Here is a 17,187-nt window from a genome sequence, read left to right on the forward strand (position 1 = left end):
AGAGCGATCAGAAATCGCCAATATTTTTCCACTTCCGTTGGCCGGACGAGGCCAGCGCAGCCGCCAGCACCCGGTTGACCTCATGTCCGTCGCGGAAGGTCGGCCAGATCGGTTTGCCGGTGTGAATGGCCTGCAGGAAATCCTTGGCCTCGATGATGATCTGGTCCTGATAGCCGGTGCCGTGGCCGGGGCCTTGGCAAAACGGCTCGTAATCCGGATGCGCGGGGCCGGTCAGGATCTTGGTGAAGCCACGCTGCCCTTCCGGCCCTTCGCGGCGATAGAGCCAGAGGGCGTTCTGATCCTCTTGATCAAACCGAATTGCGCCCTTGGTGCCCGAGATTTCATAGGCATAACCCATCTTTCGGCCCGTCGCGACCCGGCTGAAATAGAGGTTGCCCATCACACCGTTTTCAAAGCGGCACATCATCTGGGCGTGATCGTCATTCGTGACCTCTCCGCCCGGGCGTGTGCGATGAACGGTTTCGACATCAGCCATGACCTGCGCAATCGGTCCGATCAGCGCATGCGCGCCGTTCACCATATGCGGGGCCAGATCTCCGATCGTGCCGTTGGCCATACCGGTCGTGCGCCACGTGGCGGGGGCGTCGGGGTCGGCATAGAAATCCTCGGTATGTTCACCACGGAACCAGGTGATGTCGCCGATCTCACCGTCTGCAATCAGTTTGCGCGCATATTGGCTGGCAGGGGTGCGGATATAGTTGAAACCCACCATGTTGACGACGCCAGCTTCCTCGGCCGCACACGTCATCGCCTGGCTGTCCTCCAGCGATGCGCCCAAGGGTTTTTCGCACAAAACCGGCTTGCCCAAGGCAAAGGCCGCCTCTGCGATCTGGCGGTGCGTTTCCTGAGGCGAGGCGATGACAATTGCCTCCACCTTCTGATCCTCGACCAAGGCGCGCCAATCGTCGGTTGCGCGCTGGAACCCATAGGCCGCGCGGTACCGTTCGGCACTTTCGGGGGACGAGGCGCAAATTACCTCTAGCTGCGGACGCAGAGCAGTGTTGAACACGGCGCCCACGGCGGACATGGCAACAGAATGCGCCTTGCCCATATAGCCGCCACCAACGATTCCAATTCCGATTTTAGGCATCTGTCGCGGCTCCGAACATACTATTTGCAACCGGTTGCAAAATGAGTATCGTGTGAATCGATTCAACGCAAGGTCCAAACTTTGCCGACGACGCTACGCCGGAGGAACATCACGTGAGCGCTTTGATCGAGGGCATCAAAGGAAATCGGTTTGCGGTTTTCGGTCGTGCCGGAATGGATATGTTTGCCGATCCAATCGGTGTCAAAAGCGAGGATGCCGACACTTTCCATGCCGATCTCGGCGGGTCCTCGGCCAATATTTGCGCGGGTCTGGTCAAGCTCGGCAGTCAGGCATCATTGGTTACCTCGGTCTCGGACGATGCAGTTGGTCGATTCTGTCTGAACCGCCTGCGGCACTACGGTGTCGACACCTCTTACATCCGCATTGTCGGCGGTGAATTCCGCATATCCCTAGCGATCTATGAAAGCCGGATCGAGAATTTTCAGAACGTCATCTACCGCAACGGGGCGGTCGATTTCCAAGTCACCGAAGAGGACATGGACCGGATCGATTATGCGGCATTTTCAGCCGTGATATCCGCCGGAACTGTCTTTGCAGCGGAACCATCACGCAGCGCCACGTTTCGGGCTTTTGACAATGCCCGCGCCGCAGGGTTGCCAATAATTTTCGATATCGACTATCGCCCTTATAGCTGGCCATCGCCCGAAGTGGCGGCCGATGTCCTGTCCCGGGCCGGAGAGGCCAGTGACCTGATTGTCGGCAATGACGAGGAATTCGGCTTCATGGCCGGCGGTATCGAAAAAGGGTTCGCAAAGGCCAAGGAATTGGCCGAAAAGCCAGGCCGCATCGTTATCTACAAGATGGGTGAAAAAGGTGCCGTCACGATGATGGACAGTCAGGAGATTCACACGGGCATCTACCCGATTACCGCAGTCAAACCCAACGGAGCAGGTGACAGCTTTATGGCAGGCTTGCTGGCCTCTGTCGCCGCTGGCTATTCGTTGGAAGAAGCCGTCATGCGCGGTTCGGCCTGTGCATCCATCGTGGTTTCGAAACCCGGATGCGCCCCCGCCATGCCCACAACGCCCGAGCTGGATGCGTTTCTGGCCGACCACCCCGGCCCGACCACATAGGAGGCCCCCATGCACATCGCGCCCCATGACAACCAAAACAAAGCCATCGTCGATGTCGACGACCCGCTGGTTCCGCTGAACTATTTCAACATCGTCAAGCTCAAGCGCGGCGAGGCGTTCGAATACCAAGTGCCGGGTTATGAGACCTGCATCGCCCCCGCCACCGGCTCCGTGGATGTAGACGTCGAAGGCGTGCAATTCGCCAAACTGGGCAACCGGGGCGAGGACGTGTGGGATGGTGAGCCGGAGGGCGTATATGTCCCGGTTGGCGCAAAAACACAGCTGGTCTGCGTGTCGGACGAGGCTGAGGTTTTCATCGCCGGGGCCAAGTATGACAAGGTTCTGGACCCGTTCGATGTGCGCGAACACGACCTTGTGCAATACGGCAGCGACGACACCAAAACGCATCGCAAGATCAAACATATCCTAGGTCAAAAACAACAGGATAAGGTCGGCCGCCTTTTGGTGAGTGAGCTGTTCACCGTTGGTCAGGGCGGCTGGTCAGGCTTTCCCAGCCACAAACACGACACCAACCGCCTGCCGGATGAGACGCGCCACGACGAGACCTATAACTTCCGTTTCAAACCCAATTGGGGCTCGGGCCTGCAGATGTTGCAGCGCGAAGACAATGAACCGGGCGATGCCTATCATATAGTCGATGGTTCGACCGTTTGTATCGACAAAGGCTATCATCCCTGCTGCGTGTTGCCGGGATATGAGATGTACTATTTCACCATCCTCGGCGGGCTGACGCAGCGTTCGTTGGTGCAGTATTTCCAACCCACGCATGCCTATCAGGTCGAGACGATTCCGGGCATCAAAGACATGATCGCGAAGTTTAAATGACCCTCGTCACCCTGAAAGACGTCCTGCAACCCGCCTATGAACAGGGCTATGCCGTCGGCGGCCTGGTTGCCCTCGGCTGGGAGGACATGCGCGCCTATGTGGCCGCCGCCGAGGCCGAAAACGCGCCGGTCATCCTGCAAGCCGGTCCCAGCTGTCGCGAACACACGCCCCTGCCCATCCTTGGTAAAATGTTCCGCTATCTGGCCGAGGGGGCCTCGGTCCCCGTGGTTGCGCATCTGGACCATGGTTACACGTATGAGGACTGCAAGATCGCGCTGGACAGTGGCTTTACGTCGCTGATGTTCGACGGGTCGCGCAAACCGTTGCAGCAGAATATCTACGAGACCGCCGCGATTGCCGAAATGGCCCATGCGGCTGGGATTTCCTGTGAAGGTGAGATCGGGTTCGTGGGCTACTCCGGTGGCGAAGGCTCAAACGGAACTGACCCCGAGGAGGCCGCGCAATTTGCTCGTGAAACAGGCGTGGATGCGATGGCGATCTCGGTTGGCAATGTCCACCTGCAGCAGAACAAGGAAGGCGGTCTGGACGAAGACCGCATCGCCCGGATCGACGCGCTGACCGAGGTTCCGCTGGTTATCCACGGAGGCTCGGGAGTGCCGGTCGAGCAGCGCACGCGCTTGGCCCAAGGCACCTCGATCTGCAAATTCAACATCGGGACCGAGCTGCGCATGGCCTTCGGCAACGCCCTACGCGACGCTGTGAATAGCGACCCCGAACGGTTCGACCGCGTGACCATCCTGAAAGAGACCCACGACCCGGTCGAAGCCGCCGCCCGCACCGTGATCCGCGCCTTCGGCGCACCGCCTTAGAAATAGTTAGATCGAGATGTGAATGGCTACTTAGTTTAACCCTGCGCCTAGATGAATTGCCTTTCTCAGGCAGTGTTTGTGAAACTGGGGTAAAGCGGTCCTTCGGCCAGCGAGCGGCGAAAGAGGAAAAAGAGCCCTTAATACCGAATGCTGCATAATAATAAATGTCCGCTATATGTTCTGGAGGTGCAACGAGTGGGCCAATTTGGGCTCGAAGGCACCTCTGGACTTGCAGTGTACGTGGAGAAGCGGAACAGCGTTGTGGCTCAGAACAATAGACGCATCGTACCTCAACCCAAGAAACTCGTATGTACCCCCCCCCCCAGAACTACCGAACAACTGGAGGTCTGGAGTTCTGGTGTGAACACGAAAGCAGACGGATTGCTACTTCAAACTCCAACGTATCGTTGAATTTTGTCAGAACCGGCGGAATGGAAGCGGTAATGTATTTGTTTTTAAAATTGTACGGTCTGAGTATTCAGATCGGTCAAAAGGGAGGCAGACCGTTCCCTCCCAGCGTTTATCAGGGGCCTAAGGGAGAAACGACTTGGGAAATAGGCTCTCTTGGTATGCCAATCTATTTCGATACATTGGCACAAACGTATATGTCACGCCACGTCCACAACCTATCCCACCGCTTTGAGCCTGTTGCTCTTGACGAGCATTTTATCTCAATCGAGCAGCAAGAGAACGCGATAGCTTTTTGAAAGAAGCTCTCGCAAAATACTCTGGGGAATGGATCGGTGCATGCCGAGGAGAGGAACAACACGCAAAGGTATACTTACGCCCAGAGTTGGAAGAACAGCTAGCGGCTGGGCAGTTCTTGAAATGAACTACTCGCCGGCAAAGCTGTCATTGGCGTAACTGTAGCGAAAGCTCAATTTGTCCCGCAACTCGTCAATCGATGGAATCGTTTTGGATGGCAGGTTTCGAAACCATCTGTCTAAAAGTATAAGCCGGTGCTTCATTGAGATATCCGGCGACGGGACAACAATTGCTTGGCCCATGCCGAATGATCAAACTAAGTCTAGATCGAGCCGCCTTCGACCATGAAATTCCCGGCGCTGCACATGGCGGCGTCGTCTGAGGCCAGAAACACCACCATCCGCGCCACATAGACCGGGTCGATCGGGTCAGGCAGGCATTGGCGGTCAACTTGTTTTGCCAGCGCCTCGGGCGTGACCCACAGGTCTTTCTGGCGCTGGGTCATGATCCAACCGGGGACAACAGTGTTCACGCGGATACGGTGATCCCCCAGCTCGCGCGCCATGGTTCGGGTCAGGCCATGAACAGCGGATTTGGCGGTGGCATAGGCAGGGAAACCTGCGCCGGCTTCCCACCAGGAATTCGACCCCAGATTGACGATTGAGCCCGCGCCCCGTTCGATCATTGCAGGGGCAACCGCCTGAATGGCAAAGAACATATGGCGGATATTGGTCGCCATACGTTCATCCCAATAATCCGCAGTTACCTCGCGCCAGTCATGTCGGTCATCTTGTGCTGCGTTGTTGACCAGAACATGCGCTGCGCCCAGTTCCTCGGTCAGTTGCTCCAGCGCATCGCGCAGCGCATCGATATTGCGCAGATCGCATTGGGCAAACGCATGCTCACCTTCGAGTTCTGCCAACAGCTCATGGCCCGCATCCGGGTTGAGGTCTAGAAACCCCACCTTGGCCCCCTGCGCGGCAAAGGCCCGAACCGTTTCCGCTCCGATTCCTCCAGCCCCGCCGGTGATGAAAACGGTCTTGCCGTTCAGACTGGGATAGGTGGCAGATTCTGGGGTCATCCGTCACGCTCCATGATCCACTCGACCTCGGGGGCCGCAACAAAGCGCCATTTCCGCAAGGGTCCGGCCATGACGTTCAGATAATACATCTCAAACCCGTAGGGCGCTCCGCAAGGGTGGTGCCCGCGCGGAACGGTCACAACATCGCCATCTGAGACCGCCATCGTTTCATCCAGCTGGCCGTCATCGGTATAGACGCGCTGAATTCCGAACCCGTTGGCCGGGTTGAGGCGGTGGTAATAGGTTTCCTCGAGATAGGTGATACGCGGGAAGTCATCCTCATCATGGCGGTGACTGGGGTATGAGGACCAATGGCCGTTTGGGGTGAACACCTCTGTCACCAGCAGGCTATCGGCGTAGTCTTCATTTTCCATCGCGATATTGTTGATATGGCGTGTGTTCACGCCCTTGCCACGCTGGGTCAGAGTAATGCCATCCGGCCCAATCCGCCGGGCCTGATGCCCGCCTTTGCCGGGGGCTGAGCAAACGGCGATGACGCAATCGGTTTCGGCCACGGCCTCCCATTCGGTGCCGTTGGGCAGGTAGAGGCAATGAGGCGGTGATTTCTCGAACACATTCATCCGGTCGCCCAGAACGCCCCAATCCTGCCCGGCGCCGGAGATCTGCGCCTTGCCTTCGACCATGACCAGAATGACCTCACGATCTCCAGTGACCTCGGTCGCCTTGTCGCCCGCGCGCAGGTGGTAGAGGCCGAACCCGACATAACGCCACCCGGCGCTGGCCGGAGTGATGTCGTGGACCTTGCCACGGGTGCCGAATGGTTTCTTGAGCAAATCTGCCATGTTGGTCTCCGGTATTGGGCGGTCTATGCGACCGCCCGGTTCTTATTTCAGGCGGATTGCCGTGTGGTCAGCGCCGAAAGCGCATTCAATAGCTGCGCCTCAGACCACACCTCTGCCACAGCGCGGCGCAGGATATCCGCCTGACTGTCCGGCGCATTCCCCCCGACCGGAGGGTCTGTGTCGAGATTGGTTGGGAAAGGATAGCCTTCGGCGGTGGCGGCGATTGCAGCCTCTAGCTGTGCAGCAGTCAGATCACCCCGTTGTTTCAAGGCGATGAGCGATGGAAACACCGCCTCGGACATCGCGCGGCGATCCACGGCCTCCATCGCCCGACCAAAGGCCGAGGACACCTGAAGCAGGTTTGCCATGCGATGAATGTCCGCACTGCAGTTTTCGCCTGCCGCATGGAACAGCGCAGGGTTGAAGAACACGGCATCCCCCTTTTGCAACGGCAGCTGCACGTAGTTCTCTTCGAAATGCGCGCGGTGATCCGTGTCGTGGAAGGCAAGATATCCGGGCGCATAAAGCTGCGAGAACGGAAGCAGCTTGGTCGGTCCAGACTCCACAGGCATATCGCAATGAGCGACAGCGCCCTGCAATGTCAGAGCTGCCGTTAGAAAATGCGCATGCGCGGGGTATCGCGCAGCGCTGTCTGCCGTTTGAAAGCCAAGGTGATAGTCACGGTGCGCTTGCTGTGCCTGCCCGCCGGGGCGCACCTGGTTGATCTGCGCCGTGACCTGATAGTTCGGGCCAAGCCAAGCCTCACACGCGGCGGCAATCGAGGTGTTTCCGAAATAGAGCGCAAAGCCCTCGGGATCGCGCAGGCACTGTTTCTGCAACGCGTTCCAGATCCGGTCATTGGCCCCAGAGGCCGCAAAGTGGTCGCCCTCACCCCCGCCGCCCTGACGTTCGTCTTGGATGATCTGGCGGAACACATCTGTGGCCCGGTCGATCACACTTGTATCCGGATACGCCTGTTTCAGGGCGATGACGCCTGCAGATTTGGCAAGAACCCAAGCCCATTCGGACAGCAAGGCCTGCCGCTTGTCTGCTTGCTCTAGTAGCGGACGCAAAGCCTGCATGTCATAGACGGGCACATTGTTTTCCACAGACGCAGCAAACGACACCGCGTCCGCCGAAAGGGCCTGTGAGGTCAACACCTTGAATTCATCCAGATCACAGGATTCCCGGTCAAAATAGCCGACATATCCGAGTTCTTGATTTACCATGACTTTCTCCTTTCTCATGGCTTCGGTGTTGCCCCTTGGGGCGGTGTGCTAAGCGGTGATCTCCAATCCTGCCTTGCCGCAGACATCAACGATGTGGTCGTAGCCTTTTTTGGAGTACTCATAGGGCGGCGCTTTGGCCGGGTCCTGTTCTGCCTCAACGACGATCCAGCCGTCATAATCCATCGCTTTCAGCGCATTTGCGACCGCCTGAAAATCAATGTAGCCGTCACTTGGCACCGTGAACGCGCCTGCGATCACGGCGTCCAGGAAACTGCGGTTGTTTTCCCGCACGTCCTGCACAATGGCGGGGCGGATATCCTTGAAATGCACGTGATGCACGCGGTCGCCCCAGCGGTTCAGGGTCGCCATCACGTCACCGCCGCCAAAAAGCAGGTGGCCGGTGTCAAAGCACAGTTTCAGCTCGCGGCCTGAGCCCTCCATCAGCCAGTTCACGTCATCCTCGCTTTCGATGATCGTGCCCATGTGGTGGTGATAGGCCATCGGCATGCCCTGATCACCCATCCATTTTGCCAACTCGGTCAGCTTGGCCGCGTAGGAGAGCACCTCATCCTTCGACAGTTTCGGGCGGTCATTGACCGGCGTCCCGATCTGGCCCTGAACGGTGTTGGAGCATTCGGCGTAAACGATACACGGGCTGTTCAACGCCACGAATTGCGCGACCTGTTCCTGCACGGCGTCTCGTTCCGCCGCGAAGTCGTTGATCAGCGAGGCACCGGAACACCAGCCGCCACAAAGCGCGATATCGTTGCCCTCAAGGTAGGCGCGCAGCCCCTCGGTATCGCTGGGCATCCGCTGGCCCCGTTCGACGCCGGTGTAACCAATCTGACGCGACTCCTGCAGCGCTTGTTCCATTGTGTATGCAGCGGTCAGGTCCGGCAGATCGTCATTCTGCCACGCGATCGGAGAGATCCCGATTTTCACGCTCATTTCGTGTTTCTTTCCTTGATGGCAACCTCATAGGCCGCGCGTTTTTCGTTCACTTCGGGGCGGGTGCTGACCTCGGGCACCGCGACTTCCCACCATGTGCCGCCATATTCGGTGGAGGGGTAAGGATCGGTGTCGATGACCACCACGTAAGGCCCTGTGATGTCGCCGCGTTTGGCCAACGCGTCCTCAAGCTCGGCAATCGAGCTGACCTTGACCGAGGTCGCCCCCATCGCCGCCGCATGTGCCGCGAAATCGATGTTCGAGGCGGTTTCGTGGACAGTGTGATCGAGCAGGTTGTTAAACTCAGCTCCACCGGTGCCCATCTGCAGGCGGTTGATGCAGCCAAAGCCTCGGTTGTCGGTGATCACAACGGTGAAGGACATGCCCATCATCGCCGCCGTCGCCATTTCCGAGTTCGCCATCATGTAGGTGCCGTCGCCGGTAAAGCAGATCACGTCGCGATCCGGCTGGGCCATTTTGATGCCCATCGCTCCTGCGATCTCATAGCCCATGCAGCTGAACCCGTATTCCATGTGATAAGCCCCGGGCCGCGGCGCTTTCCACAACTTGTGCAGCTCGCCCGGCATTGTGCCCGCGGCGCACATCACCACCGTGTCGTCATGCGAGGCGCGCTGAACCGCGCCCACCACCTGCATGTCGGTGGGCAGAGCGTTCCCGTCCCCCGGCGCATCGGTCAGCGCGTCAACCTTGCCAAACCAATCCGCTTTGAGAGTGTCCGCCACAGGATCAGCATTGTAGCCCTTCAACGCCACGCCCAGCTCCTGCAGGCCAACGCGCGCATCGGATTGCAACGGCATCGCGCCGTGTTTTTCGGCATCATAGGCGGCGGTATTAAGGCAAATCATCTCGCGCGCGGGGTTCGAAAACAGACCCCAAGAGCCGGTGGTGAAATCTTGCAGGCGCGTGCCAACGGCCAGCACCAGATCGGCCTCGCCGCAGATGTCATTGGCGGGCTCGCCGCCCGTCACACCAATCGGACCAAGGTTCAGGGGATGATCCCAGGCCAAAGCGGATTTGCCGGCCTGCGTTTCTGTGATTGGGATATTGTGTGTCTCAGCAAAGCTCTGCAGCGCATCCGTTGCATCCGAATAATGCACCCCACCGCCTGCGACAATGACCGGACGTTTGGCCGCTGAAATCGCGGCGACGGCGCGCGCCAGTTCGCCTTCGTCTGGGCGAATACGGCGTTGGAACCAAACGCGCGGTTCAAAGAAGGTTTCCGGGTAATCATAGGCCTCGGCCTGAACGTCCTGACAGAAGGCCAAAGTAACCGGCCCGCAATCCGCCGGGTCGGTCATCGTGCGGAAAGCACGCGGCAGAGCAGTCAGCAGATGCTCAGGGCGCGAGATACGGTCATAGTAGCGGCTGACCGGGCGGAAACAGTCATTGGCGCTGATGGTGCCATCGCCAAAACTCTCGATCTGTTGCAACACCGGGTCCGGCCCGCGTGAGGCGAAGACGTCGCCCGGCAGCAGAAGAACCGGCAGGCGGTTAACATGGGCCAGCGCAGCGGCGGTGACCATATTGGTCGCGCCCGGCCCGATGGACGAGGTCACCGCCATCGCCCGTGTGCGCCGCATCTGTTTGGCATAGGCAATCGCGCAATGCGCCATCGTCTGTTCATTGTGACCGCGATAGGTTGGCAGCGTGTCTTTGACACCATGCAGCGCCTCACCCAGCCCGGCCACATTGCCATGGCCAAAAATGGCCCAGACACCTGCTATAAAAGGCTCTCCGGCCTCATTCATCTGCGCGCCCAGATAGCGCACCAAAGCTTGCGCTGCGGTCAGTCGGACGGTGTTGCCCATTGTGATCCCTTTCAACACAAGGCCAATTTGGCCAATTCTGCAATTTCGTTAGATGTCGGACCGCATGGTCCAATTTTGGAGGAACGGCGTTAAACCGTTCCGCCCAGTGACCCTTCCAATTGGGCCAATTCTTGCCCTCCCGCCATCAGGTCCTGTAGTTCTTCTGGTGTGATCTCGCCGCGTTTTGCGGTGCCCAGCGTTTTGCCCCGGTTCAGCACGGTAAAGCGGTCGCCGACGGCCAGCGCGTGGCGCACGTTGTGGCTGATGAAAACCACACCGACGCCTTGGCTGCGCACCTTGTCGATGGTCGCCAGCACGTTCGAAGTTTGCCTCACCCCAAGGGCCGAGGTCGGCTCGTCCAAAATCAGGATCTTGGCACCGAAATGAACCGCGCGCGCAATCGCAACCGTCTGGCGTTCCCCTCCAGACAAGGTGCCCACAGCCTGATCCGGGCCACGCAGATTGATGCCCATCTTGCGCATCTCTTCCATAGTGATTTCGTCAGCCAGCTTCTTATCGAAGAAGCTGATTCCAGCCACTTTGCGCGTTGGTTCGTTGCCCATGAAGAAATTGCGGCTGACACTCATCAGCGGGATCATGGCCAAATGCTGATGTACGGTTGCGATCCCCGCTGAAATCGCATCGCGTGGGTCTTCAAAATGCATCGGTTTGTCTTCGAAGAAAATCTCGCCCGAAGTTGGTTTGTGAACGCCTGACATCGTCTTAATGAAGGTCGACTTGCCCGCACCATTATCGCCGAGAAGACAGTGGCATTCCCCCGGTTTCAGATCAAAGCTTACACCTGCCAGCGCAATGACCGAGCCGAAGTGTTTCTGGATGTCGACCATACGAATGATCGGCTTGCTATCCTGCGCGTCCCCATGATGGAACTTGGTATCGTCAGTCATCTCAGTGTTCTCCTGTGATGATGCGGCGGATATAGGTGTTCAGGATTACGGCACCCAACAGGATGATCCCCAAGAAGACCCTAAACAGTGAGCTTTCGACGCCAGCAAAGAACAGCCCCTGCTGTACCACGCCAAAAATCAAAGCGCCTAAAGCAGCCCCCAGAACCGAGCCATATCCGCCGGTCAGCAGCGCGCCGCCAATTACAACCGCAATAATCGCTTCAAACTCCTTGAGCAAACCACGGTCCGCGCCAGCCGAGCCGAACTCCATAACCTGACAGGTGGCGAAGACCGTGGCGCAGAAGGCGGTGAACATGAACATCAGTATTTTGACTTTGTTCACTGGCACGCCTGAATTCCGCGCTGCCTCGGCGTCGCCACCCGCTGCAAAAATCCAGTTACCAAACTTGGTTTTGGTAAGCAGCACGTGACCAAAAATAATGATACCAATGGCCCAGACAATCAGCATAGGAATACCGTCAACAACAGGCTGACCCGCGCGCGTTCCACGCTCGAACGTTTCGATCAAGCCGTTTTCGCCAAGCCAACTGAAGAACCCTTGTCCGACTTTGCCACCGAAGATCGATGCCAGCCAGTCACCTTCCGCGACATCTTTGATGCCGCCAATGATCGTCTTCCGCTCAATGGTTTGCGGCAGATAAATGGTGAAGCCGCGCAGGATAAACAGAAAGGCCAAAGTCACGATAAAGCTGGGCAGGCCAGTTCGCACCACGATAAAACCGTTCAAGGCCCCAATCGACACACAGAGCGCAAACGTCACAATGATAGCCATCCACACGGGCCAGCTGAGTGTGACTGAGAAGATCGCGATCATCATCCCGGCAAAGCCGATCATCGAACCGACCGATAAGTCAAATTCGCCTGCGATCATGAGCAGGCACGCCCCCACGGCAATGATCATGAACTGCGCCGAAACGATCGACCAGTTCAGCACACCCTGACTGGTGAACATGCCACTATCGAATGCAAACAACAGAAAAAACGTAAATACGGCGACGGTGCCGACAATTCCACCCAGCTCTGGGCGGATCAGAGCACGGCGCAGCGGCGAGATCTCTTTGATCCGTTCGTCTTCAACTGCTGTGGATTGAGCTGACTCAGACATTGTGGTCCTCCCCTCGCGGGTGATCCAGAAAATTTGGAAGTAGGATTGAGCGGGCGTCCGAGCACGCCCGCTCAGTTAAGAAGATCAGCGGTATTCGCCCGCGAATTCTTCGATTTTCTCCAGGCCGTCCGCGGTCACGAAACCGGGGCCAGAGTTGATGTTGTTGCCTGGCAGAACGCCGTAACGGTGGTAGTTGGTCAGAACAACAACCGGCAGGTAGGCCTGCAGGAACGGCTGCTGGTCGATTCCCCACTGAATGGTACCGTCCTTGATGGCTTTGACAATCTCGCCACCTAGATCGAACGTACCGAAATAAATGTCACCGGCCATGCCGTTCTCTTGAAGCGCCAAGATGGTTGGATCGGCAGAGGTCGGGCCAAGCGTCAAAACAGCGTCCGTCTCTGGGTTAGCCGACAGGTAGGCCAGAACGCGGTTCTTAATCTCCGCCGGATCCTGTCCCGCGTCGATCATCTGCTCACCAAGCTCAATACCCAGGCCGTCCGCGAAGCCCTGGCAACGCTCTTGGCTGGATGGCTGGACGATGTAGTGGTTCACACAAAGGAAAGAGCCAATGCCGTCACCTTTCGCCCGAAGACCAGCCGCGTAGCCGGCGTCGTATTCGGGCTGCCCGACATACATCAGGGCGCCAACTTCGCGTGCCTTGTCGGGTGTCCCAGTGTTCATAATGATCACGTCGATCCCGGAATCTACAGCAGCTTTGATTGGGCCTTCGAGAATATCCGGGTCAGCCAACGTGGTGATGATACCGTTGGGACCGGAGGCCGCAGCCTGATCGATGATGCGCGCCATATCCGCAAGGTCACCAGTAGGCGGGTTGCGATATTCCACCTCGACACCCATCTGCTCACCGGCCAGAGCGATACCGTTCTTGATCGTGTTCCACCAGCTGTCACTGTCAGGGGCATGGCTGACCAGGATGTACTTTTCGCCTTCAGCCGCGGCACCGCTTGCGGCCGCCACCGCGACAGCACTGGCCATCAGTACTCGTTTCACAAACTTGTTCATTTGGTTTCCTCCCATAAAACCGTCTGTTTTCGTCCTAGGCTATCAGCCCCATTTTTTCGGTTGGGCCGAATCTGTTTTGCCCGGGTCTGTTTCCGGGCTCTTTTCAGTTTGAAGAAATTCAATCATTTTGCAACCGGTTTCAAAAATTCGGCCAGATGAACCGGCCTACCGGACTGCGCCGACAGCGTTGCCGCCTCAGCCATTGCGAGGGCTGCAACCCCATCTTCCAGCGAGACAGGAACCTGCGCGCCCGAGGCCGCTGCCTCCACAAAAGCGGCCCATTCGGCCTGATATGCGGGCATGTAGCGTTCCAGAAAGAAATAGGTGGGTTTGGCCCCGACGACGCCGGCGGAGGTCGATTTGACAACAGTGTTTTCCAACATGTTCTGCGCCTGCAGAAGACCTTCGGAACCCAGCAGCTCGATCCGCTGATCATAGCCATAGGCCGCCCGGCGTGAATTCTTGATGGCCGCGATACGACCATCCGCGTAAGTCATTGTGACAACGGCTGTATCCACGTCTCCAGCCGCGCCGATTTCTGGGTCGACGATCGACGAACCAACAGCGGAAATCGTCTTAGGGACCTCTCCCATCAGGAAATTCGCCATGTCGAAATCGTGGATCATCATGTCCCGGAACAGGCCACCCGAAACCTTGACATAGCTCACCGGTGGCGGGGCCGGATCGAACGAGGTGATGGACAGCAGTTCAGCCTTGCCGATCTCGCCTGTATCCACAGCCGTTTTCAATGCCGAAAAGCTGGGATCAAACCGACGGTTGAAGCCGATCATCACGGGCTGACCATGAGCTGCGACCGACTGCTGGCAGGAAATGGCCCGCTGAAGGTCCAGATCCACGGGTTTTTCACACAAAACTGCTTTGCCTGCCGCTGTTGCGGCTTCGATCAGGTCTGAATGCGTGTCTGTCGGCGTCGCGATCAGCACAGCGTCAATTTCTGGGTCCGCTATGATCTGGTCCGAGGTTCGAACTTCAGCGCCGTGGTCACTGGCCAGATCCTCTGCCGCCTGAGCCATGGCATCCGAGACCGCGCATAGCACACTGCCCGGATGGGCTGATATCGCCCGCGCATGCACCCGCCCGATCCGTCCGGTGCCCAGCAATCCAACCTTCAACATCCAAACCCTCGAATCCTGTTCTGTGGCGTAACAATGGATTTTTTTGCAACCGGTTGCAATAGTTTTATCATCGGTCCTCCGATCAAGGTCTGCGGGCGATGCAGTCGTCACCTCAACAACAATTGAATACGCGAAGCCTAAATAAGCCTGACGCTCAAGATGACGTGAATTGGTCGGGGTCGAGAACCACCCTAGGGTGCGCCGCAAATGGTCTGTTCAGGCCGCTCAAAGCAACAGCAATCATGACGGGTACTAGATGGTTCTGCGTAGTTTCTTTTCGGTCGACAGCGAAAACATGATGGTAACGTCTAGCCCCAGCGCGGGGATTGTAGGCACGCCAATCCGCAACAACTCAGACACGCCGAACGGTACTGTTTTCCAATATACGGCGGGCGGCGGAACCACGGTCACTGTAGATGACACCTCGGGCAATCCAGATGTGTTCGAAGATGATCAGGCCTTTGGTCACACAGTCACCGATGGCGGTGGCATCGTGGCCAATGGTACTCCTGTGGAATCCGAATCCTTCATCGACATTCGGCAACTTGACGAAAACGGTCTAGAAACCGGACCTGTCATCCGGCTGTTTGTCTTTTCGCAAAACGGCGTGACCTCAGATGTCTGGGGTTTTGCGGCCTCAGAGCGGCTGATAGATGGGGCGTCCTACGTCAAGGTTGCGGGATCAAATACGGGGTCTTCGCTGTATTCGGACTATGTGGCTTGCTTTGCTGAGGGCACATTGATCGAAACAACCGACGGTTCGGTTCCCGTGCAGCAGATCCACGTTGGTCAAAAGGTCTGGACACGGGACAACGGCCTGCAGCCAGTTCTGTGGATCGGGAGCACATCCGTTCCGGCAACCGGGCGCTTTGCCCCTGTGGTCTTTGCCCCCAACACGCTGGGCAACCCAAGCGAACTTGTCGTCTCGCAGCAGCACCGGATGATGATCGACACCAGCGTAGCCGAGCTTCTGTTTGGCGCGCCCCACGCATTGGTGGCAGCCAAGTTCCTATGCGGCATGGAGGGTGTATCGATTCGCGAAGGCGGGCATGTCAGCTATTGGCATATTATGTTCGATCAGCATCAGATCATCAGATCTGAAGGCGTCCTTAGCGAGAGTTTTTTTGTGACCCCGACTTCGATCGGAGCGCTGGATCGCCCGCAGCGCGCTGAAATACTGTCACTTTTCCCCGAGCTGCGGGTAAAATCCGACGCTTATGGGCCGACGGCTGCACCCATTCTGAAACCACATGAAGCGGCTGTTCTCAGGTCCCATCTATCCCGTTTGAACACCACAGGATCCCGCGTAGCGGCACAGTAACTACGGGAATCCCCCAATTTCGCGCGCTGTACGCATTTGTTAATCATTGGTTACTGATTTACCTACCACTCAGTAACCCTCTAAAGAAGGGCTGGCGCGACCCCCTCAGCCAGCCCTTCTGAACCTTCCCCGCCAAAGCGAAGAACGGATCGGACAAGCCGCGTGTTTTTCTTGGGTGAAATGGCGATCCCTGAAGGACTCGAACCCTCAACCTGCTGATTAGAAGTCAGCTGCTCTATCCAGTTGAGCTAAGGGACCGCTGCGCCCTTCTTGCTGGTTTTAAGGGCGGGGTTCAAGGGCCAAGCGCATGAAGGCGCTGTTTGGATCGTCTTCATACCCATAGATCGGGCCGCAATAGGAATAACCCAGCGCCTCATAGAGCTTACGGGCAGCTGCATAATCTGGCAGATGCGCCGCACCCGTTTCGAGCACAAGTGCCTTTGTGCCCTCATTGGCTGCCAGATCGGCAAGGTATGCCATCATCACCCGCGCCAGACCGCGCCCACGTGCGGTTTCGACAACGTGCACCGATTTCACTTCGGCCGTACCATCGGGCAGGGTCTTCAACGCGCCGCAGCCCAAGGCGCGACCCTCTTCGAAAAGACCCCAGAAGCGGATGCCGTCACCCGACAAGGCCTCGGGCCCCATGGTATGATTGCTTTCCGCCGGACCGGCTTGTTCGCTATGGGCAAAATGCGCCTCAATCACGGGACGCAAGGCATCCGACATGGGGTCGGCCAGTCGAATTTCGATCATTTAGTGCGTCCAGGGGCTGCGACGGTCCGTTGCGAAATTCTCGCCATACCCACGCGGACGCAGGTTGGGCTTGCGCTTGTGCGGCTCGCTGACCTGTACGTCTATACCATTGTCCTTGGCGTAATCCAGCGCCTCTTCCTTGGTATCGAATTTCAGGCGCACCTGGGTCTGAGTGTCATCGGATGAGGTCCAGCCCATCAGCGGATCAACTTCACGCGAAGACGCAGGCGCATATTCCAAAACCCACTTGCGGGTCTTGGCCATGCCCGAGGTCATCGCATTCCGCGAAGGCTGGTAAATCCGTGCGCGCATCTCGCCTCTCCGTACTCACTTTGCTGGCTTTGTTTATGCGTCACACCATCCATTCGGACAAGTCCACAATTGTCGCAATTGCGTGCAATGGAAATGCCCCCTTGAACCGGAACAAAAACAGATCAA

The 17,187-nt window shown here is 57.7% G+C and carries 17 protein-coding genes and 1 tRNA gene; 5 read left to right on the top strand and 13 right to left on the bottom strand.

The window, feature by feature from the left end:
- Positions 1–7: 7 nt before the first annotated feature.
- Positions 8–1,111, bottom strand: coding sequence for a Gfo/Idh/MocA family protein (locus tag ACR0NO_RS10175; protein WP_480723864.1), 1,104 nt, complete (start codon positions 1,109–1,111; stop codon positions 8–10).
- A 113-nt stretch (positions 1,112–1,224) separates the two neighbouring features.
- On the opposite strand from ACR0NO_RS10175, the gene iolC reads away from it, so the two are divergent.
- From iolC to ACR0NO_RS10195, 4 genes are all read left to right on the top strand, one after another.
- The gene (gene iolC, locus ACR0NO_RS10180; protein ID WP_170678908.1) at positions 1,225–2,205 is read left to right on the top strand and encodes a 5-dehydro-2-deoxygluconokinase; all 981 of its coding nucleotides are present in this window, start codon (positions 1,225–1,227) and stop codon (positions 2,203–2,205) included.
- A gap of 9 nt (positions 2,206–2,214) precedes the next feature.
- Positions 2,215–3,051, top strand: a complete 837-nt coding sequence (locus ACR0NO_RS10185; protein WP_170701454.1) for a 5-deoxy-glucuronate isomerase — start codon at positions 2,215–2,217, stop codon at positions 3,049–3,051.
- Positions 3,048–3,881 carry a class II fructose-bisphosphate aldolase gene (locus tag ACR0NO_RS10190; RefSeq protein ID WP_480723865.1) on the top strand — a complete coding sequence of 278 codons (834 nt, stop codon included), beginning with the start codon at positions 3,048–3,050 and terminating at the stop codon, positions 3,879–3,881. Before ACR0NO_RS10185 ends, ACR0NO_RS10190 begins: the two co-directional genes overlap by 4 nt.
- A gap of 431 nt (positions 3,882–4,312) precedes the next feature.
- Complete coding sequence (locus ACR0NO_RS10195; RefSeq protein WP_480723866.1) at positions 4,313–4,588, top strand: hypothetical protein; 276 nt, start codon at positions 4,313–4,315, stop codon at positions 4,586–4,588.
- Between the two features lie 320 nt (positions 4,589–4,908).
- Here ACR0NO_RS10195 and ACR0NO_RS10200 read toward each other — a convergent pair whose 3' ends face one another.
- From ACR0NO_RS10200 to iolG, 9 genes are all read right to left on the bottom strand, one after another.
- Complete coding sequence (locus ACR0NO_RS10200) at positions 4,909–5,667, bottom strand: SDR family NAD(P)-dependent oxidoreductase (RefSeq protein WP_480723867.1); 759 nt, start codon at positions 5,665–5,667, stop codon at positions 4,909–4,911.
- Positions 5,664–6,470 carry a 5-deoxy-glucuronate isomerase gene (gene iolB, locus ACR0NO_RS10205; RefSeq protein WP_480723868.1) on the bottom strand — a complete coding sequence of 269 codons (807 nt, stop codon included), beginning with the start codon at positions 6,468–6,470 and terminating at the stop codon, positions 5,664–5,666. The genes ACR0NO_RS10200 and iolB overlap by 4 nt, the downstream gene beginning before the upstream one ends.
- A gap of 47 nt (positions 6,471–6,517) precedes the next feature.
- Positions 6,518–7,699 carry a phytanoyl-CoA dioxygenase family protein gene (locus ACR0NO_RS10210; protein ID WP_480723869.1) on the bottom strand — a complete coding sequence of 394 codons (1,182 nt, stop codon included), beginning with the start codon at positions 7,697–7,699 and terminating at the stop codon, positions 6,518–6,520.
- 48 nt (positions 7,700–7,747) lie between these two features.
- Positions 7,748–8,647 carry a myo-inosose-2 dehydratase gene (gene iolE, locus ACR0NO_RS10215; RefSeq protein WP_170678898.1) on the bottom strand — a complete coding sequence of 300 codons (900 nt, stop codon included), beginning with the start codon at positions 8,645–8,647 and terminating at the stop codon, positions 7,748–7,750.
- A complete protein-coding gene (iolD, locus tag ACR0NO_RS10220) occupies positions 8,644–10,476 on the bottom strand; it encodes a 3D-(3,5/4)-trihydroxycyclohexane-1,2-dione acylhydrolase (decyclizing) (RefSeq protein ID WP_480723870.1) in 1,833 nt (610 codons plus the stop codon). The genes iolE and iolD overlap by 4 nt, the downstream gene beginning before the upstream one ends.
- 89 nt (positions 10,477–10,565) lie before the next feature.
- Positions 10,566–11,384 carry an ATP-binding cassette domain-containing protein gene (locus ACR0NO_RS10225; protein WP_170639990.1) on the bottom strand — a complete coding sequence of 273 codons (819 nt, stop codon included), beginning with the start codon at positions 11,382–11,384 and terminating at the stop codon, positions 10,566–10,568.
- A 1-nt stretch (position 11,385) separates the two neighbouring features.
- On the bottom strand, positions 11,386–12,510 hold the full coding sequence (locus ACR0NO_RS10230) for an ABC transporter permease (protein ID WP_170767239.1): 1,125 nt from the start codon (positions 12,508–12,510) through the stop codon (positions 11,386–11,388).
- Between the two features lie 84 nt (positions 12,511–12,594).
- Entirely contained in the window at positions 12,595–13,536 is a 942-nt protein-coding gene (locus ACR0NO_RS10235; RefSeq protein WP_170378787.1) for a sugar ABC transporter substrate-binding protein, read from the bottom strand.
- A gap of 122 nt (positions 13,537–13,658) precedes the next feature.
- Positions 13,659–14,672 (bottom strand): inositol 2-dehydrogenase, encoded by a 1,014-nt coding sequence (gene iolG / locus ACR0NO_RS10240; RefSeq protein WP_480723871.1) that lies wholly within the window; start codon positions 14,670–14,672, stop codon positions 13,659–13,661.
- Between the two features lie 256 nt (positions 14,673–14,928).
- Between iolG and ACR0NO_RS10245 the strand changes: the two genes are divergently transcribed.
- The gene (locus ACR0NO_RS10245; protein WP_480723873.1) at positions 14,929–15,993 is read left to right on the top strand and encodes a Hint domain-containing protein; all 1,065 of its coding nucleotides are present in this window, start codon (positions 14,929–14,931) and stop codon (positions 15,991–15,993) included.
- Between the two features lie 181 nt (positions 15,994–16,174).
- Here the strand turns inward: ACR0NO_RS10245 and ACR0NO_RS10250 are convergent.
- From ACR0NO_RS10250 to ACR0NO_RS10260, 3 genes are all read right to left on the bottom strand, one after another.
- Positions 16,175–16,251, bottom strand: a tRNA-Arg gene (locus tag ACR0NO_RS10250).
- A 21-nt stretch (positions 16,252–16,272) separates the two neighbouring features.
- Positions 16,273–16,749: a GNAT family N-acetyltransferase gene (locus tag ACR0NO_RS10255; RefSeq protein ID WP_170468724.1), complete on the bottom strand. Its 477-nt coding sequence runs from the start codon at positions 16,747–16,749 to the stop codon at positions 16,273–16,275.
- Positions 16,750–17,061 (bottom strand): ETC complex I subunit, encoded by a 312-nt coding sequence (locus ACR0NO_RS10260; protein WP_170378795.1) that lies wholly within the window; start codon positions 17,059–17,061, stop codon positions 16,750–16,752. It lies immediately after the preceding gene.
- Positions 17,062–17,187 lie beyond the last annotated feature (126 nt).

The sequence above is a fragment of the Ruegeria sp. CL3 genome (genome assembly GCF_056536505.1).